Source organism: Bradyrhizobium sp. STM 3561 (genome assembly GCF_045571455.1).
Lineage (GTDB): Bacteria > Pseudomonadota > Alphaproteobacteria > Rhizobiales > Xanthobacteraceae > Bradyrhizobium > Bradyrhizobium vignae.
In genome coordinates this window covers 7,309,884-7,325,742 of record NZ_CP120695.1, presented here as the reverse complement: position 1 = coordinate 7,325,742, position 15,859 = coordinate 7,309,884, and the positions used below count along the sequence as shown (strand labels likewise).

Sequence of the window (15,859 nt, the reverse complement as noted above, 5' to 3'; positions counted from 1 at the left end):
AAGGCTTACGATCAGCTCGTCGGCGAAGGGCGGTGGCTTGCGCCCAAAGGCCCCGGAACCTTTCCGATCCGCTTCCCGGCGACGGAATCCCCTGGACTATTGCACCTCGATGTTCGCGTCCTTGACCAGCTTGCGCCAGCGGTCCTCCTCCTGCCCAACATAGCGATCGAGCTGTTCGGGAGCGCTGCCGACCATGATGAGACCTTCGTTGGCCTCCAGCTGCTTGAAGGCGCCGGACTGAACGGCCTTCGCGACCGCCTGGTTCAGGCGCGCAATCACCGGCGCGGGTGTCTTGGCCGGCGCGTACAGTCCATACCAGGACTCGGCGGCGTAGCCGGGCACTCCCGCCTCAGCAACGGTCGGCAATTGCGGGAACGCGGCTGAACGTTCAGCCGATGTGACGGCCAGCGCCCGGAGCTGCCCCGCAGCCACCAGCGAGGCCGCGCTGGCCACGGTTGTGAACATCACGTCGATCTGCCCGCCCAGGAGATCGCTGATCGCAGGCGCCGCGCCTGCGCGCATGTCGTCGCTCATGGCATTGCGCCGTTCCGGCCGGTTGAAGGCGATCGTCGCAACACCGGCCTCGACGGAAAATTCGATGAGCTGATAGGACATGAGCTGATAGGACATGGCAAGCTCCGTGGCTGGCGTCGGATCGATCACCGATAGCGGCTTGCACCCCCCGGACATCCCCTTAATTCCACTGAGTGGAAATGGCGGGGAGGATGGATGTGGCACAGATGCGCAGATATGCGGGCGGGGTTGATGGCAACCGGTCGCTCGAAAGGGGCATCGAGATCATCAGGGCTTTCCGGCCCGGCGTCGACACGCTGGGCAACGGCGAGATTGCGGAGCGAACCGGATTGCCGCGATCGACGGTCAGCCGGTTGACACGAACGCTGGTCAATTCCGGAATGCTCGACGAGGTCCGCAGCCAGCGGACCTACCGCCTTGCGGCGTCCGTCATCAGCATCGGCCATGCCATGCGCACGGGATCACCCGTGCTCAATGCGATCGGCCCGATGATGCGGGCGGAATCGGCCAAGCGCCGGCTGAACGTCGGGCTCGCGACGGCTGATAGAACCATGATGGTTTATCTGGAGTCGATCCGCTACAGCCCGCGCGCGGCGCTGCGCAACGTCGTCGCCGGCCAGCAGGTCCCGATGGAGCTGACCTCGCTCGGCCGCGCCTATCTCGCCGGCATTCCAGAGCCCGAGCGCGAGCGATTGCTGAAACTGTTCAGACGGCGCAGCGCTGCCGCGACCAAGGCGCTGCTTGCGGACATCAGGAGATCGATCAGCTCCGTCCAACGCGACGGCTATTGTGCGGTGTCGTGGCAGCCCGCCGTTCTTGCCGTCGCAACGCCCATCGTGCTGGACGGGCTTCCGGTCTACGCACTCAACATGAGCCTGCAGAACGTCGAGCGCTCCGACGCGCTGGCGAGCGAGCTTGGCGCGTACCTCAACGCGTTCGCGGCCAAGTGCATGGAGGTGCTGCGAAGCGGATGAAGTACATCGGCATCGGTGGGCGCATGCCGCGACTGGAACCTGCAATCGCTTGCGGCTGTGCGGTTTCGCCGCAATGTTTCCAGCGGAATGAATCACTATAGTGCGCATGTCATGGCATATGTCGTCGACATAGATGCGCGCACCGCGCGTTTTGGTCTTCACGCCGGCCGCCTCCAAGCAGGCGGTTAGCCGGACGGTGTTCGCGCCGTCCGGGCTCTTTTCCAGCTTTCGTGGCCTCCACCCGAGAGGTCGTATTGAAGCCGAAGGAGTGTGCCGTGCTCCCTCTTCCAAGAATCGCGCTCATCGCATCTGACTATCCGCGGCTCGAACAGCTTGCGCGCCGTGCCGCCGAAAAAGGGGACTTGGACGGCATCTTCCTCATGGGTGAGATCAACCGGGCCGAGATCGTGCCGGACGAGTCGGACGATCTCCGCTCGCTGGTGACCGTGGGATCGTGGGTCACCTATTGCACGAACCGGGGCGCTCCGCCCGGCACGGTGCAATTAATGTGGCCCGAGGAGTGCTCGTCGGATCCCGCCCGCATTTCAGTCCTGACACCCCTGGGGGCGGCTTTGATCGGACTGAAGGCAGGCGATCAAATGCCGTACGTCGTTGCCGGCTGCCTGAACGTCGTCAGGGTTCAGAACGTGACCCGATCAGGCCCGAACGTCGTGCCCCTCTTCCGGAGGGCTCGGCGAGGCGAGCCGTTCGATGACGATCCTGGACCAACTGCAGCATAGGAGAGTTCAATGCGCAACTTCGACGCCGGGACTCGGCGAGAACAGCCGGCGTTGCCGCCGATCAAGATCGCAGAAGCCGAATCGCGACGCCTCAGCGCGCTGGCGAATTCAACGATGGATCTGTTTCCCCGTGTCGCCCAATTCCTGGCGCGGGAGCTGGAACGTGCGACGGTCACGGAAGAGAACGACTTGCAAGGCGTGATCAGGATGGGGTCGAAAGTGACCTATCGCGATGACGAGACCGGCGCGAGGCGGGAGATCGTGCTCGTCTATCCGCACGAGGCGAATATCGAGCTCAACCGGATCTCGATCCTGACGCCCGTCGGAGCGGCGCTGATCGGCCTCTCGGCCGGACAGCGGATCGAATTCGAGACGCCCGACAAACGCACCAGAGGCCTGACCGTTCTCGCCGTCCACGAGTGAGGGGCTTCGTCCGACCCGATGGCGCCGTCTTGCTTCCATGACAGAATGGATTTTCGACGGCACGTCCCATCGGCCCCCGACGAGAGCCCTGAATAGAGTGGTCGCTCCGCAGGGAAGGCCAACGGGCCGCGGATCGCCAGGGTGCAGCAGCGCAAGAAGTGCAACCGCGCCATAACCGGCGAAGATGGGCACGACACCATAGTGAGGCCCGGGCAGGGCCGCCGTCACCGCCCCTGATATTCGGCCCAGCAGTCCGCCGTCTCGTAGACGCGGACCGCCCACAGCTGCCGTAGGCTCGGCTGCAACCGATCCCAGATCCAGACCGCGATATTCTCGGCGGTCGGGTTCGCGAGCCCATCGACCTCGTTCAGGCAGTGGTGGTCCAGCGCGGCCATGATGTCGGCGAAGCTTTTCTCGATATCGAAGAAGTCCGCGACGAAGCCGGTGTGCGGGTCCACCGGACCGTCCAACCGGACCTCGACCCGATAGGAATGACCATGCAGCCGGCTGCACCGGTGAGTCTCGGGCACGTTTGGCAGCCGATGCGCCGCTTCGAACTTGAACGCCTGCGATATCCTCATCCAGCTCCTCACACGGCGCGGCCATCCGGTCTCGAGCCGGTCTGGCGACCAGATGCTGCCTTGTCCTGACCTTCCGCCGAAGAATGGCGCGCCCGGAACGATTCGAACGTCCGACCCTCAGATTCGTAGTCTGATGCTCTATCCAGCTGAGCTACGGGCGCGTTTTCGCAAACAGCGCGGGCATGACCCGCAAGCAGCCCCCCGGGCGGAGCCGGAGGGGGTGCGAAAGAGCGCTCTGACTAACCGCTCTTGCCGGCGTTGGCAAGGTCCGGGATGGGGAGATTTTGCAGGGCGATAACGGTTTGAATGTCATTCCGGGGCGATGCGCAGCATCGAACCCGGAATGTCGCGCAAAACCTCGGATTCCGGGTTCTCGCTACGCGCGCCCCGGAATGACGCGAGGCTGTAGGCCTCTGGCCGACCTAAAGCGCGATGAGATTTGGATGAATCGTCATCGCGCTTTAGCTTGTTGTTTACGCATGATCTTTCCGGAAAACCGCTTCGCACTTTTCCGGATCATGCTTTAGGCCCTCTGCCGCTCGTTGCGGATGGAGAGCAGTTCCACGGGACGGTCGGGGATGACGATGCGGAAGGTGGCGCCGATGGTGCCTTCGACCAGGTGGATGTCGCCGCCATGGGCGCGGACCAGCTCGGCGGCGATGGCAAGGCCAAGGCCGCTGCCGCCGGGGCGGCCGGAGGTCTGGAAGGCCTCGAACAGGTGCTCCCGAGTCTTCTGGGGAACGCCGGGACCGGTGTCGGAGACCTCGATAATGGCGACGGCGCCTTCGCGCTTTCCGGTGATCCGGATCTGCTGCACCCGGCCCTCACCCGAGGCATGGCTTTCGAGCGCCTGGGCGGCGTTGCGGACGAGGTTGAGCAATACGCGGAACAGCTGGTCGGGATCGGCATCGACCGCGAGCCCGCGCTCGATCGCAGCGACCCAGGCGATCGAGGCGTCGTTGGTGAGGCCTGCGGTCTCGCGCACCTCCATCACCACGGGCTCGATCAGGATCATGCGGCGGTCGGGCGCGGCCTCCTGGGCGCGGCCATAAGACAATGTCGATTGGCAGAAGGCGATGGCGCGCTCGAGCGAGCGCACGAGCTTGGGCGCAAAGCGCTGCACCCGCGGATCCGGCACGCTGGCGAGCTGGTCCGACAGCAGCTGGGCCGAGGCGAGCAGATTGCGCAGGTCGTGATTGATCTTGGAGACAGCAAGGCCGAGCGCCGCGAGCCGGCTCTTCTGGTTCAGCATCGACATCAGATCGCGCTGCATGTCCGACAATTCGCGCTCGGCCACCCCGATCTCATCGCTGCGCTGGCTCGGCACGATGATCCCGGCCGAACTCTCGGGGTTCTCGTGGAAGCCGACCAGGCTCGCGGTCAGCCGCCGCATCGGCCGCACGAAGAGATAATGGAGAGCGAGATAGACGAGGCCCGCGGTCAAGACCGCGATGATCAGCGCGACCACCACGACGTTGCGGGAGAAGCGGTACATCTGCCGCCGCAGCGGCAGCTCGTCGGTGACGATCTCGATGAACTGGGCATTGCCGACCCCGGGACCGACGACGCGGATGGCCTGGTTGCCGGTCTCCAGCATCATCCGGAACGAGCCGGTGATCGCCTCCCAGGCGGTCATGTCGCGCAGGTCGATGTCATGCTCGATGGCGGAGGGAATGTTGTCGCTGGCGAGCAACCGGCGCTGCTGGCCCATCTTGATGGCGACGGCGCGGGCATTGATGCTTTTCAGGATCTGACGCGACAGCGAATCAGGCACCATGCCGAGCGGTGCCGCATCCAGCACCAGCGCCGCCGTGTTGGCCGCCGCAACGCGGTCATTCAGCCGGTTGACCCAGAAATTGGCGATGGCGGGCACGTAGAGCAGCACGGCGGCGATCATCACCAGGGGAATGGTGAGCAGCAGCAGCTTGCCAGATAGCCCGAGCCCGCGCGAGCCGCGGGGCCGCATCGCCGGCTGGTCCGGCTGATCCAGATCCTGGATCGGCTGGCGATCTGTGGATGCCACGAAATTCGCCCCTGTTGGCCTTGGCTGATCGAGGATGCGACCCGTCCGCAGTGCGGTCAAATTACGGATCGCTAATCTACCGAGGTAGGATGTAGGCGCTGATATCGCGAGTCGCCACCTCAAGAGTTAAAAACCCCGCGCAAACAGCGATATTGACGAGAATCGCGCGCTTGTGCGGCGTTGACGAAAAGAAGGCGCTCCCTTATAAGCCGCGCGAATTGTCCGCGATGACCCGGTGCGACACCGGGAGCGGCTCTCTTGGGGCCGAAAAGGGCCCGTTTTGGGCCGCATCTTCCGGACTCTACCATCAATTCTACAGGCAAATTGCCCGGTCAGCGGAGAAAAACCCGTGAAGCGGACTTATCAACCCAGCAAACTGGTGCGCAAGCGCCGTCACGGCTTCCGCGCCCGCCTCGCCACTGCCGGCGGCCGCAAGGTTCTCGCCGCCCGCCGCGCCCGCGGCCGCAAGCGTCTGAGCGCCTGAGCCGGACCCCCTTTTGGGATTTCATCATGGATCGGCTGAGGCAGCGGCCGGATTTCCTCGCCGTTGCCAATGGCGCGCGGGTGAATAGTCCCGCGTTCGTCCTGCAGAGCCGCCGCCGCGATGATCTCGGTCCGATCCGGATCGGCTTCACCGTCACCAAAAAGAACGGCAACGCCCCCGAGCGCAATCGCATCCGGCGCCGGCTTCGCGAATTGGTGAAGCGGCTCGATCCGGTGTCGATGCAGCCCCATCATGATTATGTCCTGGTCGGCCGAAGGGACGCGCTCTCGCGCGACTTCGCCACCATGCTCGACGATCTGCGCATAGCCCTCTCTAAGCCCGCGCGGCATACGGCCAAGGGGACAGACAAGGGCCCGAGCAAAGGTCCCGCGAAAGCACGTGGCCAGAGGCCAGGCGCCCCCGCCAGCCGCAAACCGGATTGATGACGAGACATTAGAGATGACCGACAATCGCAATACCATTCTCGCCGTCATTCTGTCGGGCCTCGTCCTGATCGCCTGGCAATATTTCTACAATGTGCCCCAGATGGAGAAGCAGCGCGCCCAGCAGCAGGCGCAGTCCGAGCTCCAGAAGGGCAGCACGCCGCAGCCGACGGCCTCCGCAACGCCCGGCGCCGCGCCGCAGCCCGGCAGCACGGCACAGCCGTCCACTCCGGCCGCGAACCAGCAGGCGCAGCCGGTCGTCAGCCGCGACGCCGCGATCGCCGCCAGCCCGCGCGTGAAGATCGACACGCCGCGCATCGCCGGCAGCATCTCGCTGAAGGGCGGCCGCATCGACGACATCGCGCTGGTGCAATTCCGCGAAACCGTCGACCCGAAATCGCCGCCGATCGTCCTCTATTCGCCCTCGGGCACCGCCGAGCCTTATTACGCCGAATTCGGCTGGGTGGCGGCGACGGGCGTCACGGCGAAGATGCCCGATGCCCAGACCGTCTGGCAGCAGGAGGGCAGCGGCAGCCTGACGCCGACGAGCCCGGTGGTGCTGAAATGGGACAATGGCGACGGCCTCACCTTCCGCCGCACCATTGCGGTCGACGACCATTATCTCTTCACGGTCAAGGACGAGGTGAGCAATGTCGGCAATGCGCCTGTCACGCTCTATCCGTTCGCGCTGATCTCGCGCCACGGCGCGCCGCAAGTTTCGGGCTATTACATCCTGCATGAAGGCCTGATCGGCTATCTCGGCGACCAGGGCTTGCAGGAATACGCTTACAAGAAGGTGGACGAAGCCAAGCAGGTGAACTTCAACAACGTCATCAACGGCTGGCTCGGCATCACCGACAAGTACTGGGCCTCGGCGCTGCTGCCCGACACCAACGCCAAGCTGCAGGCGCGATTCTCGTCGAACCCATCGGGCAATCTCCACACCTACCAGACCGACTATCTGCTCGATCCCGTCACCATCGCGATCGGCGGCACCGGGACCGCCAATGCGCGGCTGTTCGCCGGCGCCAAGGAAGCCGGCGTCGTCGGCGTGTTCCCGTTTGCGGGTCTCGGCGGCTACAACAAGGCGCTGGGGCTGAACCATTTCGATCTGTTGATCGACTGGGGCTGGTTCTACTTCATCACCAAGCCGATGTTCCTCGGCCTCGACTTCTTCTACCGCTTCTTCGGCAATTTCGGCATCTCGATCCTGCTCGTCACCGTGATCGTGAAGCTGCTGTTCTTCCCGCTGGCGAACAAGTCCTACGCCTCGATGGCGAAGATGAAGTCGATCCAGCCGCAGCTTCAGGCGCTCAAGGAGCGCTACCCTGATGACAAGGTGAAGCAGCAGCAGGAGATGATGGAAATCTACCGCAAGGAGAAGATCAACCCGGTCGCCGGCTGTCTTCCCGTGGTGATCCAGATCCCGGTGTTCTTCTCACTGTACAAGGTGCTGTTCGTCACCATCGAGATGCGGCACGCGCCGTTCATCGGCTGGATCAAGGACCTCTCCGCGCCGGATCCGACCAATTTGTTCAACCTGTTCGGACTGATCCCGTTCGATCCGACCACGATTCCGGTGTTCGGCCATTACCTCGCGCTCGGCATCTGGCCGATCATCATGGGCATCACGATGTGGTTCCAGATGAAGCTGAACCCGACGCCGCCGGATCCGACGCAGCAGATCATCTTCAACTGGATGCCGCTGATCTTCACCTTCATGCTGGCCGGTTTCCCGGCAGGCCTCGTGATCTACTGGGCCTGGAACAACCTGCTCTCGGTGATCCAGCAGAGCTACATCATGCGCCGCAACGGCGTGAAGGTGGAGCTGCTCGACAATCTCAAGGCGACGTTCGCGAGGAAGGCGACGTAATCGTCATTGCGGGCGCAAATGCCTCCACGTCGTCGTGCCCGGGCTTGTCCCGGGCATCCACGTTTAGGAGGGTGCTCGACAGCCAGACGTGGATGGCCGGGACATCTGAACGGGAAGACGCGCTTCGCGCTTTTGCCCGGCCACGACGAGAGGGTAGACCGAGCGGATGAACGACAAGACCGATGAGCGACTGATCGAAGCCGGGCGAAAACTATTCGCCCGCGACTGGCAGTTCATCTGGGCCTCGCCCTCGATCGAAACGCTGCCGCCGATGGCGGGGCTGGAGATCGCCTTTGCCGGCCGCTCCAATGTCGGCAAGTCCAGCCTGATCAACGCGCTCACCGGCCGCAACAACCTCGCGCGCACCTCGCATACGCCGGGCCGCACCCAGGAGCTGATCTTCTTCGAGGTCCCCGGCAAGACCGACCTGCGGCTCGTCGACATGCCCGGCTACGGCTACGCCAAGGCGCCCAAGAGCCAGGTCGCGTCCTGGACCGAGCTGATCCACAAATTCCTGCTGGGACGCGCGTCGCTGGCGCGCGTCTACGTGCTGATCGACGCACGGCACGGCCTCAAGGACGTCGATCTCGAAGTCCTCAAGACGCTCGATCGCTCCGCCGTCAGCTACCAGATCGTGCTGACCAAGGCCGACCAGGTGAAAGCCGCCGAGCTTCAAACGCGCATCGCCGAGACCGAGGCCGCGCTGGCCAAACACCCGGCCGCGTTCCCGACCGTGCTCGCGACCTCGTCACGCAGCTCGACCGGCATGGAGAGCTTGCGCGCCGCGATGGCGAAGCTGTTGGAAGAGCGGGCCCCGTGATGCTCGCGCACCGCCTGTTGCTTGGGCTTGCCGGTTTGACGGGCGCCGCCGGCGTTGCGCTGGCCGCCGCCTCCGCTCATGGCGCCGATGCCGGCCGGCTTGCCTCGGCGAGCGCCATGCTGCTGTTTCATGCAACGGCCATACTCGCGACCGTCGCCTTGCTCGCGCGCGGCCTTCTGCACGGCGGAATTGGACTCGTGGCGGCGTTCGGCTTCGTGATCGGGGCCGCGCTGTTCGCGGGCGATCTCACCTTGCGGCAATATGCCGGACACTCGCTGTTTCCGTACGCGGCGCCGACCGGGGGAACGGTGATGATCTTGAGCTGGCTGACGGTGACATTGGCGGCGCTGGTGCCTAGCAAGTGATGCTTTCTTCCTTCTCCCCTTGTGGGAGAAGGTGGCGCGAAGCGCCGGATGAGGGGTGTCTCTCCACAGGAGTGCTCGCGGAGAGAGGCCCCTCACCCGCCTCGCTTCGCAAGGCACCCTCTCCCACGAGGAGACCCACGAGGGGAGAGGGGAAGAACATCGCTTTGCGCTGCCCCCGCCAATCGGATAGAACGCGCACCGACCGACCCGCCAGCGAGACCGCGATATGACCGACATCTCCCCGCTCGACCAGGCCCGCATCCTGTCCGAAGCGCTGCCGCACATGCAGCAGTATGACGAGGAAACCATCGTCATCAAATATGGCGGCCATGCCATGGGCGATGAGGAGACTGCGAAGAACTTTGCCCGCGACATCGTGCTGCTCGAGCAGACCGCGATCAATCCTGTCGTGGTGCATGGCGGCGGGCCGCAGATCGCGACCATGCTCAAGCGCCTCGGCATCGTCTCGGAATTCGCCGCGGGTCTGCGCATCACCGATGCCGCGACCATCGAGATCGTCGAGATGGTGCTGGCGGGCTCGATCAACAAGCAGCTCGTCGGCTACATCAACGAGGCCGGCGGCAAGGCCGTCGGCCTCTGCGGCAAGGACGGCAACATGGTGAAGGCGTCGAAGACGACGCGCACCATCATGGATCCGGACTCGCATATCGAGAAGGCGGTCGATCTCGGCTTCGTCGGGGACCCCGAGAAGGTCGACCTCACGCTGCTCAACCAGCTGATCGGTTACGAGCTGATCCCGGTGCTGGCGCCGCTCGCGACGTCGCACGACGGCCAGACGCTGAACATCAACGCCGACACCTTTGCCGGCGCGGTCGCGGGCGCGCTGAAGGCCAAGCGCCTGTTGCTGCTCACCGACGTGCCTGGTGTGCTCGACAAGTCCAAGAAGCTCATTCCGGAGCTGTCGATCAAGGACGCGCGAAAGCTGATCGCCGACGGCACCATTTCGGGCGGCATGATCCCGAAGGTCGAGACCTGCATCTACGCGCTCGAACAGGGCGTGCAGGGCGTCGTCATCATCGACGGCAAGATGCAGCACGCGGTGCTGCTCGAGCTCTTCACCAACCAGGGCACGGGCACGCTGATCCACAAGTGATGCGGGAGCGGAAAAGGAAAGCCGTCATGGCCGGGCTCGTCCCGGCCATCCACGATCTTTCGTCCCGCGTCAACAACGTGGATGCCCGGGACAAGCCCGGGCGTGACGAGCGGAGAGAGCAGAGACAACACCACCGCTCGTCCCTCACCCGCTTCATGATGACGGTGCCGGCCGCGGTCGTGTCGTTCCTCTTCTCCTCCGCGCCGGCTTTGGCCGATCTCAAAATCTGCAACCGCATGTCCTATGTCGTCGAAGCCGCGATCGGCATCGACGACAAGGCGGCGACCGCGACGCGCGGCTGGTTCAGGATCGATCCCGCCGCCTGCCGCGTGGTGGTGCAGGGCACGCTGACCGCCGACCGCATCCTGCTCAACGCCCGCGCGCTCGGCGTCTACGGCGCCTCCCCGATCCCGCAAAGCGGCAGCGACATGCTCTGCGTGGCGCAGGACAATTTCGTCATCGCCGCGGCACGACAGTGCCGCAGCGGGCAGACGCAAGTCCCGTTCACGCAAGTGACGCCGACGCAAGGCGCGGACGGCAACCTCGTTGCCTACCTCGCCGAGGATTCCGAATATGACGACGAGCAGGCGCGCCTCGCCGGCATCCAGCGACTGCTGGTGATCGCCGGCTACGACGCAGCGCCGATCGACGGAGTCGACGGGCCGAAGACGCAAGCCGCGCTCGCCGCCTTCCTGAAGAGCCGCGGCCTGTCGTCGGACATCGTGGGCTCACAAACCTTCTTCAAGACCATGGTCGATGCGGTGCAGACGCCCTCCGCGACCGGGCTGACCTGGTGCAACGACACGCCGCACAAGGTGATGGCGGCGATCGCGACCGATGACGGCAAGTCCGTGACGAGCCGCGGCTGGTATCGCATCGATCCCAAGACCTGCCTGCACCCCGACGTGACCGGTCAGCCGAAGCAGATCTTCAGCTTCGCGGAAGCGGTCGATGCCGACAACCGCGTCGTCAAGCTCAAGGACCGGCCGCTGAACTGGGGCGGCGACAGGCAGCTCTGCACGCGCGAGACCAAGTTCGAGACCAGCGAGCAGACCGATTGCGGCGCGCGCGGTTTTACGCCGACGGGCTTTGGCACCGTCGACATGTCGAGCGGCGGCAAGACGCTGCGGTTCGCGGTGCCGTGATCGAGATGGTTGTCATGAAAACTCCCCGCAGCTTCGCGCATGTCGACACCTGGGTGTTCGATCTCGACAACACGCTCTATCCGCATCACGTCAATCTGTGGCAGCAGGTCGATGCGCGGATCGGGGAGTTCGTCTGCAACTGGCTGAACGTCGGCCCGGAGCAAGCGCGCAAGATCCAGAAGGATTATTACCTTCGCTTCGGCACCACGATGCGCGGCATGATGACGCTGCATGGCGTCCGCGCCGACGACTATCTCGCTTACGTCCACAAGATCGACCACTCGCCGCTCGAGCCGAACCCGGCTCTCGGCGCAGCCATCGCAAAGCTGCCGGGCCGGAAGCTTATCCTCACCAATGGCTCGGTCGACCATGTCGATGCGGTGCTGGCGCGGCTTGGCTTCGCCAGACATTTCGACGGCGTGTTCGACATCATCGCCGCCGAGTTCGAACCGAAACCGGCGCCGCAGACCTACCAGAAATTCCTCAGCCAGCATGCGGTCGAGCCGACCCGCGCCGCCATGTTCGAAGACCTCGCCCGCAACCTCACCGTCCCGCACCAGCTCGGCATGACCACGGTGCTGGTGGTGCCGGACGGGACGAAAGAAGTGGTGCGCGAGGACTGGGAGCTGGAGGGTCGGGACGCGGCCCATGTCGATCACGTCACGGATGATCTGGCGGGGTTTTTGGGCAGGCTGTCACCACAATAGCCGCCGCCGTCCCGAGCGAGCATAAGCGCAGACCCGGGCCCCATGACTACGGGATTTGGTCGCAGCGCGAGGTCGCAACTTCCGAGTCTTCGCCAAAAGCGCTCCCTGTGGTTACTGCGCGCGCCTGAGGGCGCGCTTGTGCGGGATGACGGGAGAGTATGCTTGACTCCACCCTTCCAAATCCCGAAAAAGCGCTCCAATCTCGTCAAAATTCCCGCGTCCCCAGAGGAAATCCCGATGTCCCTTGCAGCCCTCGAATCCACCATCAACAGCGCCTTCGAGGCGCGTGACGGCATCTCGACCACGACCAAGGGCGAGGTGCGCGAGGCCGTGGACCAGGCGCTGGAGACCCTGGACAAGGGCGAGGCGCGCGTTGCCGAGCGCGGCGCTGACGGCAAGTGGAAGGTCAATCAGTGGCTGAAGAAGGCCGTGCTGCTGTCGTTCCGCCTCAACGACATGGGCGTCATTCCCGGCGGCCCGGGCAAGGCGACCTGGTGGGACAAGGTGCCCTCGAAGTTCGAGGGCTGGGGCGAGAACCGTTTTCGCGATGCCGGATTTCGCGCGGTGCCGGGGGCAGTGGTGCGCCGCTCGGCCTTCATCGCCAAGAACGTCGTCTTGATGCCGTCCTTCGTCAATCTCGGCGCTTATGTCGATGAGAGCACGATGGTCGACACCTGGGCCACCGTCGGCTCCTGCGCGCAGATCGGCAAGCGCGTCCACATCTCCGGCGGCGCCGGCATCGGCGGCGTGCTCGAGCCGCTGCAGGCCGAACCTGTCATCATCGAGGACGACTGCTTCATCGGCGCGCGCTCCGAAGTCGCCGAAGGCGTGATCGTGCGCAAGGGCGCGGTGCTGGCGATGGGCGTGTTCCTGGGCGCCTCGACCAAGATCGTCGATCGCGAGACCGGCGAGGTCTTCATGGGCGAAGTGCCCGAATATTCGGTGGTGGTGCCCGGCGCGCTGCCCGGCAAGCCGATGAAGAACGGTCAGATCGGCCCGAGCACCGCCTGCGCCGTGATCGTCAAGCGCGTCGACGAGCGGACGCGGTCGAAGACGAGCATCAACGAGCTGCTGCGGGATTGATCGGAGGGCTGGGACCAGAGCCGCGAGATCGAAATTGTCCCGCCCAGCGCTAGCCCACCCGGCGGCATGCATGTTAAGCGGGGCGCATGACCGATGCTCTCTCCATTGCCCGTGACCTCATCCGCTGCCCCTCGGTGACACCGGCCGATGCCGGTGCGCTGGGGGTGCTCGAAAAAGCCCTCGGCGCCGCCGGCTTCACCTGCCACCGCGTGACCTTCAGCGAGGAAGGCACCGCCGACGTCGACAATCTCTATGCGCGGATCGGCACGGAAGGACCGCACATCACCTTTGCCGGCCACACCGACGTGGTGCCGCCGGGCGACGAGAGCGCCTGGAGTGTCGGCGCGTTCTCGGGCGAGGTGAAGGACGGCGTCCTGCACGGCCGCGGCGCGGTCGACATGAAGGGCGGTATTGCCTGCTCGGTCGCTGCAGCGCTGGAGCATCTCGCCGCCAATGGCGGCAAGCCGCGCAGCGACGGCAAGGGTTCGATCTCGTTCCTGATCACGGGCGATGAGGAAGACGTCTCCATCAACGGCACCATCAAGCTGCTCAAATGGGTCGCCGAGCGCGGCGAAAAATTCGATCATTGCGTGCTCGGCGAGCCCTCCAATGTCGAGACGCTCGGCGACACCATCAAGGTCGGCCGGCGCGGCTCGCAATCGGGCACACTTTACGTCGACGGCGTGCAGGGCCATGTCGCCTATCCGCACCGCGCCTCCAATCCGGTGCCGGATATCTCACGGCTGATCGTTGCGATCTCCGACGAGCCGCTCGACCACGGCAGCGCGCAATTCCAGGCCTCCAATCTGGAATTCGTCTCCGTCGATGTCGGCAACAAGGCCTTCAACGTCATCCCGGGCGAGGCCCGCGCGAAATTCAACATCCGCTACAACGACAACCACACCCAGGCGTCCTTGCGCGAATTGGTCGAGACGCGTCTCGCCAAAGCCTGCGGCAACCGCATCAAGGCCCGCATCGTCTGGGAGCCCTCGAACTCCAATGTGTTCGTGACCAAGCCGGGGCCGTTCACCGATCTTGCGGTGTCCGCGATCGAGGAGGTCACCGGTCGCAAGCCCGAGCTGTCGACCTCGGGCGGCACGTCGGATGCGCGCTTCATCTCCAGCTATTGCCCGGTGATCGAGTTCGGCCTGGTCGGGCAGACCATGCATCAGGTCGACGAGCGCGTGCCGGTGGCGGATCTGGAAAAGCTGACGAAGGTGTATCGCGGGATTTTGGCGAGGTATTTTGCTTGAGGCACGATATCGCCGAACATTCCGCCGTCATCGCCCGGCTTGATGTTCAGCCCGGGGACATGACCGACGGGTGTTCGGGGACATAGCCGACACATTCTCCGCTCGCCAAGTCGATGATAGCGACTTGGTGGGCGGCAAAGAAGATCCCGTATTGCGCATCGTTTGCCGAGGGGCGGATGGCGAGGCGCTCGCCACGGAAGGCCTGTGGCACTTTCCAAAGACGTCCCTTGAAGCTGACATAGGCTTTGGTCGTGGAGACGCGGCGCACGATCTCATGGCTGTCGTATTCGACCTGTGGCAATCGATCGGGCATTGGTCGCTGGCTGGGCCGATATCGACTGGCCGGGACCTGTTGTCCGAGCGCCTCGTGTGGCCGTTCGAAGTTGTAGACTTCCCGCCAGGCGTCGAAGGCACGCTGCGTCTCTGCGAGATCGCGGAACTGTCGCAGTGCGAACACCTCAGCCGCGAGGGTGCGGTGGAATCGTTCATTCTTGCCGCGGCTTTGCGGGTGATATGGGCGGCTATGGATGACGGCGACGCCAAGCTTGAGCAGCCACACCGAGAACCGTGTCCATCGCTCGCCGGAAGGATCACCCCAGGGCGAACCATTGTCGACGAAGAAAGCTCCGGGAGCCCGTAGTGGCGAAAGGTCTTCTCCAAGCGGCTGCGCACGGTATCTGTGCGTTGATCGGCACAGGCCTGCAGGCACAGATCATAGCGGGAGTGGTCATCCACCACCGTCAGAGGATGGCACTGGGTATCATTGCCGAGCCGAACCCAGCCTTTGAAGTCCATCTGCCACAACAGATTGGGAGCCGGCATCTCGAAACGCTGGCTTGCCGTCGGCCCGCCGATCGGAGGCTTGATGCGGCCAGACCGACGCAAGATCTGATGAACTGTTGAGACTGCTGGCGAACGCAAGCCATTGCGCTCCAGGCAGTGAGCTATCTTGCGAGCTCCCCATGCCGGATGGGCATCGCGTACCGCGAGAATACGTGCCTCAAGCTCGCAATCGGTCTGTCCCGGGCTCGCATGCGGTCGGCGCGAGCGGTCGTCGACATTCTGATCCGCTTGCCATCGTGCAAGCCATTTGTAGCCCGTGTCGGGATGGATATTGAACCGCCGGCAGAGCTCCCGCCGGTTCGCTCCCTCCTGCATCGCAAGCCGCACGAACTCCCGCCGCTGATCCATCACCGACACCTCTCGCCAGGGCATGGACTTGGCCTCCTTTACTGCCAAATCCCTGCACTATGATGTGTCGGCTATGTCCCCGAACACCCGTCGGTCATGTCCCCGG

At 64.4% G+C, this 15,859-nt stretch carries 16 protein-coding genes, 1 tRNA gene and 2 pseudogenes; 14 read left to right on the top strand and 5 right to left on the bottom strand.

Features of this window, described 5'->3' with window-relative positions; genetic code table 11:
• Positions 1–96: 96 nt before the first annotated feature.
• A complete protein-coding gene (locus P6U28_RS34685) occupies positions 97–630 on the bottom strand; it encodes a tripartite tricarboxylate transporter substrate-binding protein (RefSeq protein WP_407120655.1) in 534 nt (177 codons plus the stop codon).
• Between the two features lie 101 nt (positions 631–731).
• Between P6U28_RS34685 and P6U28_RS34680 the strand changes: the two genes are divergently transcribed.
• From P6U28_RS34680 to rnk, 3 genes are all read left to right on the top strand, one after another.
• Complete coding sequence (locus P6U28_RS34680; RefSeq protein ID WP_129144556.1) at positions 732–1,508, top strand: IclR family transcriptional regulator; 777 nt, start codon at positions 732–734, stop codon at positions 1,506–1,508.
• A 254-nt stretch (positions 1,509–1,762) separates the two neighbouring features.
• Complete coding sequence (locus P6U28_RS34675) at positions 1,763–2,248, top strand: GreA/GreB family elongation factor (protein WP_209295464.1); 486 nt, start codon at positions 1,763–1,765, stop codon at positions 2,246–2,248.
• Positions 2,249–2,257: 9 nt separating this feature from the next.
• Positions 2,258–2,671 (top strand): nucleoside diphosphate kinase regulator, encoded by a 414-nt coding sequence (gene rnk / locus P6U28_RS34670; protein WP_122405996.1) that lies wholly within the window; start codon positions 2,258–2,260, stop codon positions 2,669–2,671.
• Positions 2,672–2,895: 224 nt separating this feature from the next.
• Here the strand turns inward: rnk and queD are convergent, their stop codons facing one another.
• From queD to P6U28_RS34655, 3 genes are all read right to left on the bottom strand, one after another.
• A complete protein-coding gene (gene queD, locus P6U28_RS34665; RefSeq protein ID WP_407120654.1) occupies positions 2,896–3,252 on the bottom strand; it encodes a 6-carboxytetrahydropterin synthase QueD in 357 nt (118 codons plus the stop codon).
• Between the two features lie 84 nt (positions 3,253–3,336).
• Positions 3,337–3,413, bottom strand: a tRNA-Arg gene (locus tag P6U28_RS34660).
• 362 nt (positions 3,414–3,775) lie between these two features.
• Positions 3,776–5,275 (bottom strand): HAMP domain-containing sensor histidine kinase, encoded by a 1,500-nt coding sequence (locus P6U28_RS34655; RefSeq protein WP_122405998.1) that lies wholly within the window; start codon positions 5,273–5,275, stop codon positions 3,776–3,778.
• A gap of 349 nt (positions 5,276–5,624) precedes the next feature.
• Between P6U28_RS34655 and rpmH the strand changes: the two genes are divergently transcribed.
• From rpmH to dapE, 11 genes and pseudogenes are all read left to right on the top strand, one after another.
• Positions 5,625–5,759: a 50S ribosomal protein L34 gene (gene rpmH / locus P6U28_RS34650; RefSeq protein WP_008542748.1), complete on the top strand. Its 135-nt coding sequence runs from the start codon at positions 5,625–5,627 to the stop codon at positions 5,757–5,759.
• A gap of 26 nt (positions 5,760–5,785) precedes the next feature.
• Positions 5,786–6,202, top strand: coding sequence for a ribonuclease P protein component (rnpA, locus tag P6U28_RS34645; protein WP_407120653.1), 417 nt, complete (start codon positions 5,786–5,788; stop codon positions 6,200–6,202).
• 16 nt (positions 6,203–6,218) lie between these two features.
• Positions 6,219–8,075 (top strand): membrane protein insertase YidC, encoded by a 1,857-nt coding sequence (gene yidC, locus P6U28_RS34640; protein WP_129144553.1) that lies wholly within the window; start codon positions 6,219–6,221, stop codon positions 8,073–8,075.
• Between the two features lie 166 nt (positions 8,076–8,241).
• Positions 8,242–8,895 (top strand): ribosome biogenesis GTP-binding protein YihA/YsxC, encoded by a 654-nt coding sequence (yihA, locus tag P6U28_RS34635; RefSeq protein WP_122406001.1) that lies wholly within the window; start codon positions 8,242–8,244, stop codon positions 8,893–8,895.
• Complete coding sequence (locus tag P6U28_RS34630) at positions 8,895–9,260, top strand: DUF423 domain-containing protein (protein WP_162500660.1); 366 nt, start codon at positions 8,895–8,897, stop codon at positions 9,258–9,260. Before yihA ends, P6U28_RS34630 begins: the two co-directional genes overlap by 1 nt.
• A gap of 226 nt (positions 9,261–9,486) precedes the next feature.
• Entirely contained in the window at positions 9,487–10,374 is an 888-nt protein-coding gene (gene argB, locus P6U28_RS34625; RefSeq protein ID WP_122406003.1) for an acetylglutamate kinase, read from the top strand.
• 158 nt (positions 10,375–10,532) lie between these two features.
• Positions 10,533–11,519 carry a DUF1036 domain-containing protein gene (locus P6U28_RS34620; protein ID WP_122406975.1) on the top strand — a complete coding sequence of 329 codons (987 nt, stop codon included), beginning with the start codon at positions 10,533–10,535 and terminating at the stop codon, positions 11,517–11,519.
• Between the two features lie 14 nt (positions 11,520–11,533).
• Positions 11,534–12,226: a pyrimidine 5'-nucleotidase gene (locus P6U28_RS34615; protein ID WP_129144551.1), complete on the top strand. Its 693-nt coding sequence runs from the start codon at positions 11,534–11,536 to the stop codon at positions 12,224–12,226.
• A gap of 237 nt (positions 12,227–12,463) precedes the next feature.
• The gene (dapD, locus tag P6U28_RS34610; protein ID WP_129144550.1) at positions 12,464–13,309 is read left to right on the top strand and encodes a 2,3,4,5-tetrahydropyridine-2,6-dicarboxylate N-succinyltransferase; all 846 of its coding nucleotides are present in this window, start codon (positions 12,464–12,466) and stop codon (positions 13,307–13,309) included.
• Positions 13,310–13,399, top strand: a pseudogene (locus P6U28_RS34605) (DUF805 domain-containing protein); the annotation flags it as partial. It lies immediately after the preceding gene.
• The gene (gene dapE, locus P6U28_RS34600) at positions 13,396–14,562 is read left to right on the top strand and encodes a succinyl-diaminopimelate desuccinylase (RefSeq protein ID WP_129144549.1); all 1,167 of its coding nucleotides are present in this window, start codon (positions 13,396–13,398) and stop codon (positions 14,560–14,562) included. The pseudogene P6U28_RS34605 and the gene dapE, both read left to right, overlap by 4 nt.
• A gap of 46 nt (positions 14,563–14,608) precedes the next feature.
• Here the strand turns inward: dapE and P6U28_RS34595 are convergent.
• Positions 14,609–15,777 (bottom strand): annotated as a pseudogene (locus P6U28_RS34595) (IS481 family transposase).
• Positions 15,778–15,859: the final 82 nt, after the last annotated feature.

Excerpts from the sequence above, each read along its gene's own strand:
- yihA (WP_122406001.1), top strand. The coding sequence starts at position 8,242 with ATGAACGACAAGACCGATGAGCGACTGATCGAAGCCGGGCGAAAACTA.
- P6U28_RS34685 (WP_407120655.1), bottom strand. The coding sequence starts at position 630 with ATGTCCTATCAGCTCATGTCCTATCAGCTCATCGAATTTTCCGTCGAG.
- argB (WP_122406003.1), top strand. The coding sequence starts at position 9,487 with ATGACCGACATCTCCCCGCTCGACCAGGCCCGCATCCTGTCCGAAGCG.
- dapD (WP_129144550.1), top strand. The coding sequence starts at position 12,464 with ATGTCCCTTGCAGCCCTCGAATCCACCATCAACAGCGCCTTCGAGGCG.
- dapE (WP_129144549.1), top strand. The coding sequence starts at position 13,396 with ATGACCGATGCTCTCTCCATTGCCCGTGACCTCATCCGCTGCCCCTCG.
- P6U28_RS34620 (WP_122406975.1), top strand. The coding sequence starts at position 10,533 with ATGACGGTGCCGGCCGCGGTCGTGTCGTTCCTCTTCTCCTCCGCGCCG.
- rnk (WP_122405996.1), top strand. The coding sequence starts at position 2,258 with ATGCGCAACTTCGACGCCGGGACTCGGCGAGAACAGCCGGCGTTGCCG.
- P6U28_RS34615 (WP_129144551.1), top strand. The coding sequence starts at position 11,534 with ATGAAAACTCCCCGCAGCTTCGCGCATGTCGACACCTGGGTGTTCGAT.
- P6U28_RS34630 (WP_162500660.1), top strand. The coding sequence starts at position 8,895 with ATGCTCGCGCACCGCCTGTTGCTTGGGCTTGCCGGTTTGACGGGCGCC.
- yidC (WP_129144553.1), top strand. The coding sequence starts at position 6,219 with ATGACCGACAATCGCAATACCATTCTCGCCGTCATTCTGTCGGGCCTC.
- rnpA (WP_407120653.1), top strand. The coding sequence starts at position 5,786 with ATGGATCGGCTGAGGCAGCGGCCGGATTTCCTCGCCGTTGCCAATGGC.
- queD (WP_407120654.1), bottom strand. The coding sequence starts at position 3,252 with ATGAGGATATCGCAGGCGTTCAAGTTCGAAGCGGCGCATCGGCTGCCA.